Genomic DNA, 14,565 nt, shown 5'->3' on the forward strand with positions numbered 1-14,565 from the left:
ACCTCAAACATTGTTGCCTGAAGACTATCGGGAATACTTGCAGGGCTTGTCCAGTCCTTGAATAAGACTCAGAACGTCAATTCGTCTTCGCCGAGCGGCGCGAAATACTTGTCGACCATCTCATCGGGCACATCCTCGATCGTCGCCGGATCCCATGAGGGGGCATTGTCCTTGTCGATGATGACCGCGCGCACGCCTTCCTGGAAATCATGGCTCTGCACCTTCCGCCAGCCGATGCGGTATTCCATCTGCATGTTGTCGCGGAAGCTGGTCAGCTGACGCCCTTCGCGCAACTGGCGCAAGGCCACCTTGACCGTCTCGGGCGATTTCGACCGTAGCGACTTGACCTGGGAAAGCGCCCAGTCGCCGCCATCGGCTTCCAGCGCCGAGACAATCTCTTCGGCATTATCGAAGGCAAAGCATGTGTCGATCACGGCACGGTTCGCCTCGAACCCGCCTGCCGGGATGGAATGCGTCAGCGTCCGCAGGATCTCGTTCAGCATTTCCGCTGCGCCAACGGAAAAGTCTGCCGAGGCGATCTGTTTCATCAGGTTCGGCACGAGTTCCGAGGGCAGGAAATGCGTCGCCACGCCGGCCGCGGCCACGTCCTGGCCTTTCAGCCGGTCGCCTGTCAGGGCGAGCCAGGTGCCAAGCTCACCGGCAAGGCGCGGCAGGAACCAGCCACCACCGACATCCGGGAACAGGCCGATACCCGTCTCCGGCATGGCAAACAGCGTCCGCTCGGTGGCGACCCGGTGAGACCCGTGTACCGACAGGCCCACGCCGCCGCCCATGGTGACACCGTCCATAATGGCCAGCACCGGCTTCGGGAATTCGTCCAGGGCGACGTTCATCCGGTATTCGACAGCGAAGAATGCCCGCGCCTCGCTGGCATCGCCTGCGCCGCTTTCCGCCAGCATGCGGATATCGCCGCCCGCACAGAAGCCACGGGTGCCTTCCTGGTGGTCGATCAGGACAAGGTTGACCGCGTCATCGCCAGACCAGCCCTGAAGCGCTGTCAGAATGGCGGCGCACATGGGCGTATTCAGCGCATGCAGCGCCGACGGCCGGGTCAGCGTGATGCGGCCAACGCCGCCTTCGACCCGGATGGAAACATCTTCAGTCATCAAAACCCCTCACTCAACCTTGAAATTTTACAAACAAACCGCGCGAGCTGTTAACCCGATTCTGACATCTAAGCGGGGTTTCGCTCAGAGGGGAGTCTGGCGAATGTATGCGTTTGAGGTGGAAGCCCTCGATCGCAGGGAGGTCCGTTGCCAGGTTGAGGCTGTCGGGCGTCTCCGCATCGGGTGGCGTAAATGGGTGACTTGCGAGATTCGCGATATCTCGTGCGGCGGTGCGCGCATCGCTGTGGCCGAAGGTGTAGACCTTCCGGAACAGTTCGTGCTGACCTCTTGCCTGTTCGACGGCGAGCGCGTCTGCATGCGCCGATGGGAGTTCGGCAGCGAGACCGGCGTCGAATTTATCTGACCGGCCCCGCAGTACGCCATCAGTTCAGCGCACACCCCTCCAGTGTGATGCGGTGCATGATGCGCCGGTGGCCGTGATAATCGTTCATCGCCCAGTGCCAGGTCGAGCGATTGTCCCAGAAAGCGATCGAGCCCGGCTGCCACTTGAAGCGATAGGCGTGCGCCTGGTCCATGGCGTGCGCATAGAGGCGCGACAGCAAGGCCTGTGACTGCTCGTCCGTCTTGCCGGCGATTTTCACCGTGAAGGCCGGGTTCACATAGAGCGCCTTCTTGCCGCTCAGCGGATGGGTGATGACAACGGGATGCGTCACGTCGGCCAGCACATCGGCCGCCGCCGCATTGCCGATCCGGTTCCCGCCGGCATCGGTCGTGTTGTAGTAGGTCGCACCGCTGGAGCCGAAGATGTGTTTGGCAGAGTGAACGGCGCGCAGGCCCTCAATCTCTTTCTTCATGGCGTCGTCCAGCGTCTCATATGCGCGGTACATCGAAGCGAACATCGTGTCGCCACCGCGCTCCGGCAGCTCCCGCGCGACAAGGATGGAGCCCATGGCCGGTTCCTCGTCATAGGAATGGTCCGTGTGCCAACCGCCGCCGATATTGTCCTTCTGGTCCTTTTCCTTCGCGACCATGGCGATCTGCGGATAATCAGGATGGGCGGCAAAGAAGCGGTTCACATTGATCGGCGCCCAGCGTTCGGCAAAGGCGATATGGTCATCCTCGGTCAGGTCCTGGTCACGGAAGAAAATGACGCCGTGATCGGCATAGGCCTGGCGGATCGCGTCAAATTCCGCGTCCGTCAGAGTCTTCAGGTCAATTCCGGTGATTTCCGCACCCACGCCGGGCAAGGTTTCGATCTGCATGGTTTCCTCCCAATGTGCCTCTTTTAGGCATCTTGGGTGCCACTATACCGGCTGCGGACGCTTCGGAAAACGGTTTCCTTTGCAGGACCGGAATCATACCGCCGGTATGGCCCGTTCGATCAGGTGGGCCTGGTCGACATCCGGCGAGACGTCGCCATAGAGGAGGCCGTTGCGGTCGCTGCTGAGGCGCTGGGCACAGAAGGCCTCGAACACAAAGTCCGGCGCCATTTCGTGAAGCGCGGCGCCCTGCAGCGCCAGCGCCGCATCGCGGGCAAATCCGCGGGCCGTGCCTTCGTGCAGGTTTCCGGGCGTGAGATACTCCGCAAGACGGCCAACATGCGCATCATAGGCATGGTGCCGGCCGAGCGGCTTTTTCAGCTCCGCCTGCACGGCTTCCAGACTGTCCGGCTCCCGCGAGAGCGCGCGCAACACGTCCAGTGCGATGACATTGCCGGAGCCTTCCCAGATCGCATTCAGCGGCGACTGGCGGTAGAGGCGCGGCATCGGGCCTTCCTCCACATAGCCTGCCCCGCCATGGCATTCGAGCGCCTCATAGACAAAGCCCGGCTGGCGCTTGCACACCCAGTATTTCGCGAGCGGCGTGGCAAGGCGCATGAAGGCGGCCTCCTGTTCGTCCGTTGCCGCCCGGTCGAGGCTGGCGCCGACGCGCATCGCGATGGCGGTGGCCGCTTCGCTTTCGATCACAAGGTCTGCCAGCACGGCGCGCATGGCCGGCTGGTCGATCAGGGCCTTCTGGAAAGCCCGGCGCTGGGACGTGTGCCACAGCGCCTGAACCAGCGCCGCACGGATACCGCCGGTCGAACCGAGGATGCAGTCATATCGCGTGTGCTGGACCATATCGATAATGGTGCGCACGCCCCGGCCCGCCTCACCCAGCCGCTCGGCCCAGGCACCATGATACTCAATCTCTGATGAGGCATTGGACTTGTCGCCCATCTTGTCCTTCAGGCGCATGACATGGATGCCGTTGCGCGTGCCGTCAGGCTTCCAGCGCGGCACAAGGAAACAGGTGAGCCCTTCATCCGTATACGCGAGGGTGAGGAAAGCATCAGACATCGGGGCGGAGCAGAACCATTTGTGCCCGGTGAGAATATACGCGCCCTGCCCGTCCGGCACCGCGCGGGTCGTGTTGGCACGCACGTCGCTGCCGCCTTGCTTCTCCGTCATCGCCATGCCGATGGTCACGCCGGTCTTCTGGTCTGCCGGAATGAAGCGCGGGTCATAGGACGCAGCCTGCACGCGCGGCACCCATTTGGCGGCGATCTCCGGATCGGCCTGCAGCGCGGGCACGCAGGCATAGGTCATGGACATCGGGCACGTCACGCCCGCATCGGCCTGGTTCATCAGGATCATCATCGCGCCATGCAGCACATGGCCCGCATCCCCCGTATTCCACGCCGAGGCAGACAGCCCGCTATCGAGGCCGAGCGACATGAGGTTGTGATAGGCCGGGTGAAACTCCACCTCGTCCAGCCGGTGGCCGAACCGGTCAAAGCTTTTCAGTTTCGGCAAATTCTCCTGCGCCTGCCGGGACCAGTCCTGCGTCTCGAACGCGCCGCAGCGCTTGCCGAATGCCGACAGCTTCGCCGCATGGACGCCGCCGCCCGCCTTCTCCACTGCGCCTTTCAGCGCCCTGTCGGAAGCGAACAGATCGACATCGCCGAAGGCTTTCGGCTGGTTGGAAACGGTGTGCGTCTCAAGTTCCGACTGGGGTGCGTAATGCTGCATGGCGAGGCCCTCCGCCTGTGGTTCGGGCCTCACCATAGGGCGACGCCGCCACCCCCGGAAGGGGGCGGGGCGTCACATTCCTATTGCGCGAAGACCAGATCGTCGAACCAGCCGGCCTCGCCCGCACCCGAGCCGATGGGGCTGCCGGGGGGTACGTCGACTTCGGTCACGCCGGGCGCGGCGGCTGGGGCCGGACGGTCCAGATGCGCAGCAATCTTGCGCTGCAGGTCTTCGCGGGCAGCCGCATCAACCGGATCTGTGCGGCGGGCCGGTTTCAGGCGCTGGTTCATCCCTTTCAGGAAGGCATCGGCTCGCATCGTGACGCCCGGCGACGCGGCCGGATCACTTGCGAGCGCAATCAGCGACGAAACAAAACGTGCCTGCTGGCGGCGGCGGATCTCGGCCTGGCGCGGCGTCGGCGCGGGCGTGAAGACTTCCCGCTCCAGCCCGGCCAGCATTTCCTCGAATGACAACGCGCCCGGGTCACGCCGGCTCGTTTCCACAAGCCGCGCGGCGCGGGCCGGGTGCAGCAGCGCATCGATGGTTGTCTGCGAGGCCGTATCGGCGGCGGTCAGCAGGTCAAACATCGGGCCGGTGTTGCCGGGGAAATATTCCGCCCCGCCCGTATTGTAGGAGAAGGCCGCAAGCGGCGGGGTCAGCTGGTTCAGCACGCCATCCGGCAGGTCCAGAGAGGTCGGCTCCAGCGTGACCAGCAGCGCCGCAAGGGCCGCCCGCTGGCGCTGCGGCGCGACGGCATGTGCCATGCCGCCCCCATCGCCCCGGCGGGAATAATAGAACTCATACCCCCCGACCGACTTTGCCGCCGCCGCCACCTGATAGCGATGATAGAGATAGACCGGCACCAGCGTCTGGCGCAGGCGGGCCGTGTCCGCCCCCGGTTCGATCACATCGAGGCCGAAGCGATCCAGCGCGATCTTCCGTACACGCAATGTATTGTAGAGTTCGGCAATCGCATCCTCGCCATTGTCCCAGACGCTGCCATAGGGATGGGCCGTGCCTGTGCCGCGTGCCTCCGGATCATCCACGAAGCGCAGGCCGCTGCCATAAGCGGCGCGCAGCAGCTTGCCGCCTTCGGCGTCGTCATCGGCGCCTTCCGGATACTGGGCGTAGAGCCAGGTCGTGGAGACCTTGTCCCATTCGCCGATCCCGACATCATAGGCTTCGGAGAAGTCGAGCTGGCCGTTCTCGCTGACCTTCACCCACGGAGCCGGATAATCCATCACCGAGGCGCGGTCATTCGTGGAGGCGGCGAAATTATGCGCGAAGCCCAGCGTGTGGCCGACTTCGTGCGCGGCGAGCTGGCGGATGCGGGACAGGGCCACCTGCACCGGATCGTCCGCTTCGCCCGTGCCCGTCTTCGATGCGCCGGCCAGCCCCTCGAAAATCATCCGGTCCTGCCGCACGCGCTGGCTGCCGAGGATGACATTGGCTTTCAGCATCTCGCCCGTGCGCGGGTCATACACCCCGCCGCCATAGGACCAGCCGCGCGTCTGGCGGTGCACCCACTGGATCACATTGTAACGGATGTCGAGCGGATGGGCGCCTTCGGGCAGGACCTCCACGCGATAGGAATCCGGGAAGCCCGCTGCCGCAAACGCATCGGCCCACCAGGACGCGCCTTCGATGAGCGCATCGCGAATCTCGGGCGGCGCGCCGGAGTCGACGTAGAACACGATAGGCTCCTTCGCCGGGCTGGAGGCCGCAGCCGGATCCTGCTTTTGCAGGCGGAACCGGCGGGCGAAGGATTTGCGCACCTGCCCGTCCAGCGGCGCGGAGAAGTCGTAGTAAGGCACGTCGATCGTGCCGCTGCGCACGTCGAAGGCGCGCGGCGTGTAGCCATCGTCCGGCAGGCGCACCAGCGAGACATGCTGGACCAGCGTGATCGCCCGGCCATCGGCGGCGGTTGCCAGCACTTCGGCTTTCGGGTCTTCGCTGGTGAAGGTCAGGAAGGCGTCGAATTCGACATTGTCCGGGAAAGCGAGCGCAGCCGTCGCATCCGGCATCGACCGGTCTGCGGCCAGAGAAAAGCTACCACCCTTGGGGTTGCCCTTCAGGGTGGCTTTCACATCCAGCGCGTCGCGCGTGAGATAGCCGGAGACATCGACCAGCAAGTCTCCGCTCGGGCTTTCGGCGATCACATCACCGGACCAGAGGAAGGAGCTGGCGAAAGACTGGCGCACAGCTTTCTTCTCAAGCGGATTGTCGGCGCTGGCGACGTAGCTCCAGTTCTCCTGCTCCGCGATCACCTTCTTGCCGACGCGGCGGAAGGCGATCAGCGAGCCGCCATCGAACCGGCCCCGATCCAGTCCGATGGGGTTGGAGCCGAGCCCGGCGGTCAGCCCGGTCGCCTGGATTGCGCGCAGCGAGACACCGTCTTCGTCCGGCTCCGGGAAGGCTGCGAGGATGCGCCCGCCCTTGGCATCGGCATAGTAAGGCAGGAAGCCATCGGCCCGCGTCAGCCCGCTCGTCGCCTCGCCCCAGCTCTTTGGATCGTCAGCTGCTGCCGCCCCCGCCCAGACCAAAGCCAAAACCGAAAACAGGAAAGCAGCAACGCGCATCGAAAGACTCCACATCAACCCGGGAAAGCGCGCACCGTGCAGCAACTGGCCACGAGACGCAATTGCACCTATGAGCGAAAGCCTGTTTTCTGGCGGATCGGTGGATTTATGGCAGACAAAGACAAAATCGGCCTTCGGGAAGCTGTCTCAATCGGCATTGGCGGCATGGTGGGCGGGGGCATCTTTGCGGTGCTTGGCCTTGCGGCGGATCTCGCCCAGGGCGGCACGCCCGTGGCCTTCCTGTTCGCCGGGTTGATCGCGCTCGTCACCTCCTATTCCTATGTCCACCTGTCGCGCACCTATCCGGACCGGGGCGGTACGGTCCGCTTCGTCAATGAAGGCTTCGGGCGCGGCGTGTTCAGCGGCGGCGTGAACAATCTGCTCTGGGTCAGCTACATCATCATGCTGGCACTTTATGCCTCCGCCTTCGGATCATATGCGCCGAACCTGATGCCCATCACAGGCGACAAGGAAATCGATCCGCATATCTATGCCAGCGCCATCATCCTGATCGCCACCGCGATCAATTATTACAGCATCAAAATCGTCGGCGCGATTGAGTCCTATGCGGTCATCATCAAGCTTCTGATCCTGCTCGGCTTTGTCGGAATCGGCGCTTACGGCCTGATCGGAAACGAGAATCTGGGGCAGCTCAATGTGGCGCACTGGGAGTCTCCGCTGACGCTGGTCACCGCTGGCATGATCATCTTTGTGGCCTATGAGGGGTTCGAACTGATCGCCAACGCGGCGCCGGACATCAAATCGCCGGAGAAGAACATTCCGCGCGCCTACTATATTTCGGTCGGCTTCGTGATCGTGCTCTATCTTGCCATCGCGGTGATCACCGTCGGCTCCCTGCCCTTCGGACAGATCAAGGATGCTCAGGATTATGTGCTGGCGGAAGCGGCGAAGCCCATGCTGGGCCAGCTGGGCTTTACCATCATCACGGTGGCGGCGCTGATCTCGACCTTCTCCGCCATCAACGCCTCCCTCTATGGCGGCAGCCGGGTCAGCTACGAGATTGCCGAAGACGATGAACTCTCCAGCGAGTTCACGCACCAGTTCTGGAACCAGCCGATCGGCCTGATGTTCACCGCCGTCGCCACGCTTGTTCTGGTCAACACGCTGAAACTGGAGAGCATCTCGACGACGGGCAGTATCGGCTTCCTGCTGATCTTTGCCGTGGTCAATATGGCGGCCGTCCGCAAGGCATCGGAGGTGAAGGGGTCGAGATGGATCACGGGTCTTGGCGCAGCGCTGTGCCTTGCCGCGCTTGCGGCCCTCCTGGTCCACACGGCCCAGACCAATCTGCTGAACCTGCTGATCGCCTGCGGAATCATCGCAGCCTGTTTCCTGGGTGAGTTCCTTTACAAACGCCTTGAACGCAAGGCGGACTGAAGCGGTCAGCCGTTGCAGGTCTGCGTGTTTTTCTGGATGCCGATCTGGCTGACCTTGCCTGTGTCATTGTCGACTTCGAAATAGACGTCATTGTAGTCGTAGACGGTAATGTCGCCGCGCGTGACGACGCATCTCGGCGTACCATAAACGCCGCGTGCGAAGATCTGTTCACTGCCTTTGGCGACGCCGGCCGGTGTGCGGAACCGGGCATCGCGGGCAATGATCCAGTAGACCTTGTCGTCGGCGCCGACCGTCAGGCCATCATAATTATAGCTGGTCGCGCCCGTTCCCGCGATGGGGATCGTCTTGTGCGGCGTGCCCTTCACGGCGAACAGCTCGGCCAGCGACATGCCGAGCTCGACATTTCCGACCCGTTCGCCGGGGATGATCATGTCATCGTTGAGATTGGGCGGCGCAGTGGCGCACGCGCCGAATGCGAGGATGGACAGGGTTGCGAGAGTTGCGCGGACAACCGTCATGACGGATTCCTCATGGCTTGTGTGGACACTGCACTGACAATCAGATCAGCGCTTCCCCAGCCACAATGAGGAAACTACGGCATAAATCATGGCCAGCGCCACTCAGGCAGGCCACAATTTTTTGTAATGTTCAGTTGGCGTTATGCGGACACCTTAATCCTTCAGCATGTCCCGGCTGATGATGACGCGCATGATCTCGTTCGTGCCTTCGAGGATCTGGTGCACTCTCAGGTCACGGACGATGCGTTCCACGCCATAGTCGGCGAGGTAGCCATAGCCGCCATGGATCTGCAGCGCGTCATTGGCCACGTTGAACGCCGTATCCGTGACGAAGCGCTTCGCCATGGCGCACCAGCGCGTCGCGGACGGATCCTTGCGGTCGAGCCGCCCGGCCGCCTCGTACAGCATCACACGCGCGGCCTGCAATTCGGTCTCCATGTCGGCCAGCTTGAACTGGGTGGCCTGGAAGTCCGCGATCGCCTTGCCGAACTGGCTGCGCTCTTTCGCATAGGCGAGGGCCTTGTCCAGCGCGAGCTGCGCGCCGCCAAGCGCTGAGGCCGCAATGTTCAGGCGCCCACCGTCGAGGCCTGCCATGGCGAATTTGAAGCCGTGGCCTTCCTCGCCCACGCGGTTCGCCGCCGGGACGCGCACGGCGTCCAGGATCACCTGCCGCGTTGGCTGGCTCTTCCAGCCCATCTTGCGTTCGTTCGCACCGAAGCTGAGGCCGGGTGTGTCCTTCGGAATGATGAAGGTCGACACGCCCTTCGCGCCATCGTCCGAGGTGCGCGCCATCAGGACGTAGATGTCAGAGGTTCCCGCGCCAGAGATGAATTGTTTCGTTCCGGTAATGACGTAATCGTCGCCATCCCGGACGGCCCTGGTCTTCAGGCTGGCCGCGTCGGATCCGGCGCCAGGCTCGGTGAGGCAGTAGGACGCGATCAGCTCCATGCTGGTCAGGCGCGGCAGCCATTCCTGGCGCTGCGCGTCAGAGCCGAACGTGTCGATCATCCAGCTCGCCATATTGTGGATGGAAATGAAGGCCGCGGTAGACACATCGCCATAGGCCAGCTGTTCGAAGATCAGCGCAGCATCCGTGCGCGTCAGGCCTGCGCCGCCGACATCTTCCTTCACATAGATGCTGGCAAAGCCCAGCTCTGCGGCTTTGCGGATCACATCCACGGGAAAGTGGCTGTTCTGGTCCCACGCTTCGGAGTGCGGCAGCAATTCCTCTTCCGCGAACTTCCGCGCCATATCGCGAATCATCAATTGTTCGTCGGAAAACAACGCGCTCATGGGTTCCACCTTTTGACTATCTCAAGTAATAGGTCGGGCATTCCCGCGTGTCACCGGTATTGTCAATGCAACAGATCCGATCAGAATATGATATCGAACCGGCCCTGCCGGAGGACATCGACCGCCTGATCGAGGTGGACCTGGCCGCCGGCCAGCTGTTCGCGCCAACGGGCCTGTTGTCGGACGATGCGCTGCACGATCATGTGCCGGAAGCCGTCATGCTGCAGGCGATCGAGGCCGGTGACCTGCTGAAAATCTGCGCGCCGGACCGCACGCCCGTCGGCTTCGCCCTCGTCTCGCCCCGGGGCGGCACACTGTATCTGGACCAGATCAGCGTGCACCCTGATTGTGGTGGCAAGGGCCTCGGAACGGGCCTGATGCGCCATGTCCTCCAATTGGCCAAGCAGCGCCGCCTGAAGCAGGTGACCCTTTCCACTTTCCGGGACGTGCCATGGAACGGGCCGTTCTACGGCAAACTGGGATTCCGCGAGATTCCGCGGAAAGACATGGCGGACTGGATGCTGGAGCTGGAACGCATCCAGGCCGAGAGCCTCGATGTCTCGCAGCGCTGTTTCATGGTGCGTAAAATTGGCTGGTTGTAGCCGACACCGTTTTGGATACTAAGTCAGCAATGACTATTTTCCCCCAATCCTTTCCGAACACCCGTATGCGCCGCCTGCGCCAGGCCCCGTGGGTCCGCGGCCTTGTCGCTGAGAACACGCTGACGCCCGCCGATCTTGTCTGGGCCGTCTTTGTCCATGACGGCGAAGGCCGCGTGCCGGTCGGCAGCCTGCCGGGCATCGACCGTCTCAGCGTGGAAGAGGCCGCAAAGGCAGCGAAACGCGCTGAAAGCCTCGGCATTCCGGCCATCGCGCTGTTCCCCTATATCGGCCCGGAGGGCAAGGACGAGGAAGGCACCGGCGCGGTCGACCCGGACGGCCTCGTGCCCCGCGCCGTGCGCGCCATGAAGGCAGCCGCCCCCGGCGTTGGCCTGATCACCGATGTCGCACTCGACGCCTATACCAGCCACGGTCATGACGGCCTGCTCGACCCGGACGGCACGATCCCGAACGATGCCACGGTGGAGCGCCTCGTGCAGCAGGCCCTCGCCCATGCGAAGGCCGGCGCAGACGTCGTCGCCCCCTCGGACATGATGGACGGCCGCATCGCCGCCATCCGCGAAGCCTTCGACGAGGAAGGCTTCACCAACATGATGATCCTCGCCTATGCCGCGAAATATGCCTCCGGCTTCTACGGGCCCTATCGCGATGCCATCGGCTCGGCCCAGTCCCTCTCGGGCGACAAGAAAACCTACCAGCAGGACCCGGCCAATTCAGACGAAGCCCTGCGCGAAGTCGCGCTGGACCTCGCCGAGGGCGCCGACATGGTGATGGTGAAACCGGGTCTTCCGTATCTGGACATTGTCCAGCGCGTCTCATCGACCTTCGGCGTGCCGACCCTCGCCTACCAGGTCTCTGGCGAATACGCCCAGATCATGGCCGCCGCCCAGAACGGCTGGATCGACGGCGACCGCGTGATCATGGAATCCCTGATGTGCTTCAAACGCGCCGGCGCGAGCGGGATCATCACCTATTTTGCGGAGAAGGCGGCGGAGACGCTGGGGGCATAGCCCGCGCCAAACTCATCCTGAGCGAAGTCGAAGGATGATTGGCACAGACTGAAACCTCTGCCTTCACGCCTCCCTCACCTCCGCAGGGGCCGCCTTCTGGCGGACCAGCAGGATCAACGCCGCGATGGCACTGCCGAGCACCACCGTCGCCCAGACGCGGCTCAGCTCAAGCCCGCCCTGCGCGTAGGGCTTGTCCAGGAAATCCCCCACGACGGCCCCGAGCGGGCGCGTCAGGATGAAGGCCGCCCAGAACAGCGCCACCCGGTCAATCGATGTGCGGAACCAGGCCAGCGCGATCAGCGCCAGCAGCGAACCGAAGATGACGGCTGAGCCCAGATAGCCGAGCGGTCCATCCGCAATCCAGTCGCCAAGCGCCGTGCCGAGCGTCTGGGAAAAGGTGATCGTCAGCCAGTAAAAAACCTCCGCCCGCGGCTCGTGTATCGAACTGACGGAAACGGTGCCCAGCACCTGCCGCCAGACCAGCAAGGACGCCAGCACGGCCGCAAGCAAGACCAGCGCCCCACCCGGATAGCCGATGCCCATCGACCGCGTGGCAAAATCGGCCATGGTCGTGCCGGCCGTGGTCGAGGCGATGATGGTCGCCCAGTAGAGCCATGCATTGAACCGGCTGGCGCGAATTTGCGCATACACCAGAACCGCCAGAACGAGGCCGAACATACCCGTGCCGATCAGATAACCGTTCTGCCAGAATGACGTGGACGCATTGGCCGTTGTCTCGCCCAGCCACGACATCGAGACGCTGTCGCCCGCCGTCTCGCCGAACGTGGTCGCCAGGATCTTGATGATCCAGAACCCGAAGGTGATGGCGGGCACTTTGGTCAGTACGGCTTTTTCGGTTTGGGTCACGCTTCAGCTCCCTGGTTGATTGAAATCCGGTGTGGCTGCTAAACCCGGCGCGTGGGAATGCCCATAAGCGGGCGCTTAAAGCGCTCAAACTAAGCGGATGTCCTATGAAAGATTCCCCCCAGGCCAGCGCCCGCCGAGTGGCGCGGCTTCCGGAATGGTCACTGCTGCTTCCGGTGGGGCTGATGACGCTGCAGGTCGTCGCGGCGGCCTTCTTCGTTGCCGACGGGTTCGAAGACTGGCTCGTGGCCAGCACGAACGGCCCCCGGCTCGAACTGGCGATGGAATGCGTGATCGCCGTCGCGTTGCTGACGGGCGTGATCCTCAGTTCCCGAAACATCGTTCGCCTCACCCGGGATCTGCGCCGCAAGGAACAGGCGCTGTCGCGGGCGCGGGGCGCGTTTGCCGAGCATATTGATCTGCGCTTCAGGGAATGGGGCCTTACCAAAGGCGAAGGCGAGGTCGCGCTCTTCGCCCTCAAGGGCTGCGACGTGGCCGAGATTGCCCGGCTGCGCGGCGCAGCCGCTGGAACGATCCGGTCACAACTGAGCCAGATCTACGCCAAGGCCGGCGTGAACAGCCAGGCGACGCTGGTCTCCGTCTTCATCGATGATCTACTCGACAAACCATCGGTATCCGCAAGCGAACCGGCCCGGTCCTGACCTTTTTAGCCCCTCTTCACCCCGCCAGCCGCTGGAAATTCGCGAGCAGCATCTGAAGTGTCAGTTCCCTTGCCCGGCCCTCCGGTTTGCCGATCAACCTGCCGAGTGACGGGCCGAACAGGCCGACGCCGAGCGCGAGCGTGACGCTCAGCAGGATCATGTCTTCGGCGACGTCTTCGGGCACACCGGCTTGCGAGATCTTCTTCTGCGCCACGTCCTGAACGGCTTCGCGCACCACAGTCAGGCGGCTCGTCTCGTCGGTCAGTTCCAGCCAGGCGGCAAGGCGCGCGGCGCCCGGCGTCTCCAGCGCATCGAACAGCGTCTTCAGGCCGACCGCGCGGGCTTCCACCGGCGCGTCTGCCGGGATTTCGATCGCCATGATGCTGTCGACCAGCTCGCCGATCATCTGCTCCATCAGCGCCTGCTGGACCGCGTCGATCGAGCCGAAATGGTGCAGCACCGTGGCGTTGGCGACCCCGGCGGCCTTTGCCACATCGGCCAGCCGCAGGGATTGCGGGCCCTGCTCCACGAGCAGCTGCTCCGCCGCCGCCAGGATGTTGGCGCGGGACTCTTCCGGACTGCGCCGGATTCTCGGGGTGTCGTTACTCTTTATTGACATTTTTGTCAGTAGTGTTATTTGTCAGCATAAGACTGTTGTCCAGATATTTCCTCAAGGTTCCTAGCACCATGACGACCAAACGCACGCCTGAAGATGTAACGATTCTGCCCCGCGACCTGCATTTCGACATGGCCGCCGCCGATAATGGCCCGTGGCTGGATGGCGACCCGGTCGCGACGGCTGTGTTCAACGCCATGTCGCTGACCTTCCCGGATGGCGAGCGCATGTTCATCGACGCGGTGAAGGCCTACAAGAATGACGTCTCGGGCAAGCTGGAACAGGATGTGAAAGACTTCATCCGCCAGGAAGCCATTCACTCACGCGAGCATCACCTGCTGAACAACAAGATCGACCGTTCGAAATACCCGGTCGACGCGATCGAATCCGAAATCCGGGAGAACATCAAATTCGCCTATGAAGGCGGAAACTTCCGTATCCTGATGGCAACGATCTGCCTGGAGCACTTCACCGCCATGATGGCGGACCTGATGATGGATCTGCACACCGATTACGGCCCGCTGTTCAGCAAGACCGACCCGACACTGGAACGCCTGTGGCGCTGGCATGCCATGGAAGAGACCGAACACAAGGCCGTGGCCTATGACGTGTTCCTGGAAGCGACGAAAGACTGGTCGCCGCTGAAGCGCTATTATCGGCGCTGCCTGTCGATGCTGCTCATCACCACCAATTTCACCAAGAACATTGCCGGTTATGCCGCAGAGCTGCTGAAAGCCGATGGCTACACGCAGGAAGAGGCCGACCGTGCCGTGAAAGCCTTCCTCTGGAAGAAGCCATCGCTGTTCGGCACAGGCTGGAAAACCTGGCTGTCCTGGTTCAAGCCCGGCTTCCACCCGTGGGACCATGACAACCGCGAAGAGATGGCAGCCTGGAAAGAAGAATTCACGGCCGTTCCGGCAGAGTGAAGACGGGGGCTGAAACGCC

General features: G+C 63.1%; 14 protein-coding genes. 6 read left to right on the forward strand and 8 right to left on the reverse strand.

Features of this window, described 5'->3' with window-relative positions; translation table 11 throughout:
- Nucleotides 1-68 precede the first annotated feature (68 nt).
- Nucleotides 69-1,127: an enoyl-CoA hydratase/isomerase family protein gene (locus tag HAD_RS15075; protein ID WP_035573181.1), complete on the reverse strand. Its 1,059-nt coding sequence runs from the start codon at nucleotides 1,125-1,127 to the stop codon at nucleotides 69-71.
- 103 nt (nucleotides 1,128-1,230) lie between these two features.
- Here HAD_RS15075 and HAD_RS15080 point away from each other — a divergent pair, with 103 nt between their 5' ends.
- Nucleotides 1,231-1,491 carry a PilZ domain-containing protein gene (locus tag HAD_RS15080; RefSeq protein WP_035573182.1) on the forward strand — a complete coding sequence of 87 codons (261 nt, stop codon included), beginning with the start codon at nucleotides 1,231-1,233 and terminating at the stop codon, nucleotides 1,489-1,491.
- 19 nt (nucleotides 1,492-1,510) lie between these two features.
- Here the strand turns inward: HAD_RS15080 and HAD_RS15085 are convergent, their stop codons facing one another.
- The 3 genes from HAD_RS15085 to HAD_RS15095 all read right to left on the reverse strand — a co-directional run bounded on the left by HAD_RS15085 (nucleotide 1,511) and on the right by HAD_RS15095 (nucleotide 6,678).
- Nucleotides 1,511-2,350 carry a TauD/TfdA dioxygenase family protein gene (locus tag HAD_RS15085; RefSeq protein ID WP_035573184.1) on the reverse strand — a complete coding sequence of 280 codons (840 nt, stop codon included), beginning with the start codon at nucleotides 2,348-2,350 and terminating at the stop codon, nucleotides 1,511-1,513.
- Nucleotides 2,351-2,443: 93 nt separating this feature from the next.
- Entirely contained in the window at nucleotides 2,444-4,099 is a 1,656-nt protein-coding gene (locus tag HAD_RS15090) for an acyl-CoA dehydrogenase family protein (RefSeq protein ID WP_035573186.1), read from the reverse strand.
- 80 nt (nucleotides 4,100-4,179) lie between these two features.
- Nucleotides 4,180-6,678, reverse strand: a complete 2,499-nt coding sequence (locus tag HAD_RS15095; RefSeq protein ID WP_051596360.1) for a zinc-dependent metalloprotease — start codon at nucleotides 6,676-6,678, stop codon at nucleotides 4,180-4,182.
- Nucleotides 6,679-6,786: 108 nt separating this feature from the next.
- On the opposite strand from HAD_RS15095, the gene HAD_RS15100 reads away from it, so the two are divergent.
- Nucleotides 6,787-8,076, forward strand: coding sequence for an APC family permease (locus HAD_RS15100; protein WP_035573189.1), 1,290 nt, complete (start codon nucleotides 6,787-6,789; stop codon nucleotides 8,074-8,076).
- Between the two features lie 5 nt (nucleotides 8,077-8,081).
- Here HAD_RS15100 and HAD_RS15105 read toward each other — a convergent pair whose 3' ends face one another.
- Both HAD_RS15105 and HAD_RS15110 read right to left on the reverse strand, forming a co-directional pair.
- Nucleotides 8,082-8,555, reverse strand: coding sequence for a hypothetical protein (locus tag HAD_RS15105; RefSeq protein WP_035573191.1), 474 nt, complete (start codon nucleotides 8,553-8,555; stop codon nucleotides 8,082-8,084).
- 153 nt (nucleotides 8,556-8,708) lie between these two features.
- Nucleotides 8,709-9,848 (reverse strand): isobutyryl-CoA dehydrogenase, encoded by a 1,140-nt coding sequence (locus HAD_RS15110; RefSeq protein ID WP_035573193.1) that lies wholly within the window; start codon nucleotides 9,846-9,848, stop codon nucleotides 8,709-8,711.
- A gap of 65 nt (nucleotides 9,849-9,913) precedes the next feature.
- Here HAD_RS15110 and HAD_RS15115 point away from each other — a divergent pair, with 65 nt between their 5' ends.
- Both HAD_RS15115 and hemB read left to right on the forward strand, forming a co-directional pair.
- A complete protein-coding gene (locus HAD_RS15115) occupies nucleotides 9,914-10,450 on the forward strand; it encodes a GNAT family N-acetyltransferase (RefSeq protein ID WP_035573194.1) in 537 nt (178 codons plus the stop codon).
- 29 nt (nucleotides 10,451-10,479) lie between these two features.
- Nucleotides 10,480-11,478 carry a porphobilinogen synthase gene (gene hemB / locus HAD_RS15120; protein ID WP_035573195.1) on the forward strand — a complete coding sequence of 333 codons (999 nt, stop codon included), beginning with the start codon at nucleotides 10,480-10,482 and terminating at the stop codon, nucleotides 11,476-11,478.
- Nucleotides 11,479-11,541: 63 nt separating this feature from the next.
- Here hemB and HAD_RS15125 read toward each other — a convergent pair whose 3' ends face one another.
- Nucleotides 11,542-12,345: a COG4705 family protein gene (locus HAD_RS15125; protein ID WP_035573197.1), complete on the reverse strand. Its 804-nt coding sequence runs from the start codon at nucleotides 12,343-12,345 to the stop codon at nucleotides 11,542-11,544.
- A 104-nt stretch (nucleotides 12,346-12,449) separates the two neighbouring features.
- Between HAD_RS15125 and HAD_RS15130 the strand changes: the two genes are divergently transcribed.
- Nucleotides 12,450-13,004 carry a helix-turn-helix transcriptional regulator gene (locus HAD_RS15130; RefSeq protein WP_206741286.1) on the forward strand — a complete coding sequence of 185 codons (555 nt, stop codon included), beginning with the start codon at nucleotides 12,450-12,452 and terminating at the stop codon, nucleotides 13,002-13,004.
- A 16-nt stretch (nucleotides 13,005-13,020) separates the two neighbouring features.
- Here HAD_RS15130 and HAD_RS15135 read toward each other — a convergent pair whose 3' ends face one another.
- On the reverse strand, nucleotides 13,021-13,623 hold the full coding sequence (locus tag HAD_RS15135; protein ID WP_035573199.1) for a TetR/AcrR family transcriptional regulator: 603 nt from the start codon (nucleotides 13,621-13,623) through the stop codon (nucleotides 13,021-13,023).
- A 68-nt stretch (nucleotides 13,624-13,691) separates the two neighbouring features.
- Here HAD_RS15135 and HAD_RS15140 point away from each other — a divergent pair, with 68 nt between their 5' ends.
- Nucleotides 13,692-14,546 carry a metal-dependent hydrolase gene (locus HAD_RS15140; protein ID WP_035573200.1) on the forward strand — a complete coding sequence of 285 codons (855 nt, stop codon included), beginning with the start codon at nucleotides 13,692-13,694 and terminating at the stop codon, nucleotides 14,544-14,546.
- Nucleotides 14,547-14,565 lie beyond the last annotated feature (19 nt).

The organism is Hyphomonas adhaerens MHS-3, assembly GCF_000685235.1.
Classification (GTDB): Bacteria; Pseudomonadota; Alphaproteobacteria; order Caulobacterales; family Hyphomonadaceae; genus Hyphomonas; species Hyphomonas adhaerens.

What these genes read in the sequence shown, in the direction of transcription:
- HAD_RS15075 (WP_035573181.1), bottom strand. Translation starts at nt 1,127, where the DNA reads ATGACTGAAGATGTTTCCATCCGGGTCGAAGGCGGCGTTGGCCGCATC.
- HAD_RS15080 (WP_035573182.1), top strand. Translation starts at nt 1,231, where the DNA reads ATGTATGCGTTTGAGGTGGAAGCCCTCGATCGCAGGGAGGTCCGTTGC.
- HAD_RS15085 (WP_035573184.1), bottom strand. Translation starts at nt 2,350, where the DNA reads ATGCAGATCGAAACCTTGCCCGGCGTGGGTGCGGAAATCACCGGAATT.
- HAD_RS15090 (WP_035573186.1), bottom strand. Translation starts at nt 4,099, where the DNA reads ATGCAGCATTACGCACCCCAGTCGGAACTTGAGACGCACACCGTTTCC.
- HAD_RS15095 (WP_051596360.1), bottom strand. Translation starts at nt 6,678, where the DNA reads ATGCGCGTTGCTGCTTTCCTGTTTTCGGTTTTGGCTTTGGTCTGGGCG.
- HAD_RS15100 (WP_035573189.1), top strand. Translation starts at nt 6,787, where the DNA reads ATGGCAGACAAAGACAAAATCGGCCTTCGGGAAGCTGTCTCAATCGGC.
- HAD_RS15105 (WP_035573191.1), bottom strand. Translation starts at nt 8,555, where the DNA reads ATGACGGTTGTCCGCGCAACTCTCGCAACCCTGTCCATCCTCGCATTC.
- HAD_RS15110 (WP_035573193.1), bottom strand. Translation starts at nt 9,848, where the DNA reads ATGAGCGCGTTGTTTTCCGACGAACAATTGATGATTCGCGATATGGCG.
- HAD_RS15115 (WP_035573194.1), top strand. Translation starts at nt 9,914, where the DNA reads ATGCAACAGATCCGATCAGAATATGATATCGAACCGGCCCTGCCGGAG.
- hemB (WP_035573195.1), top strand. Translation starts at nt 10,480, where the DNA reads ATGACTATTTTCCCCCAATCCTTTCCGAACACCCGTATGCGCCGCCTG.
- HAD_RS15130 (WP_206741286.1), top strand. Translation starts at nt 12,450, where the DNA reads ATGAAAGATTCCCCCCAGGCCAGCGCCCGCCGAGTGGCGCGGCTTCCG.
- HAD_RS15135 (WP_035573199.1), bottom strand. Translation starts at nt 13,623, where the DNA reads ATGTCAATAAAGAGTAACGACACCCCGAGAATCCGGCGCAGTCCGGAA.
- HAD_RS15140 (WP_035573200.1), top strand. Translation starts at nt 13,692, where the DNA reads ATGACGACCAAACGCACGCCTGAAGATGTAACGATTCTGCCCCGCGAC.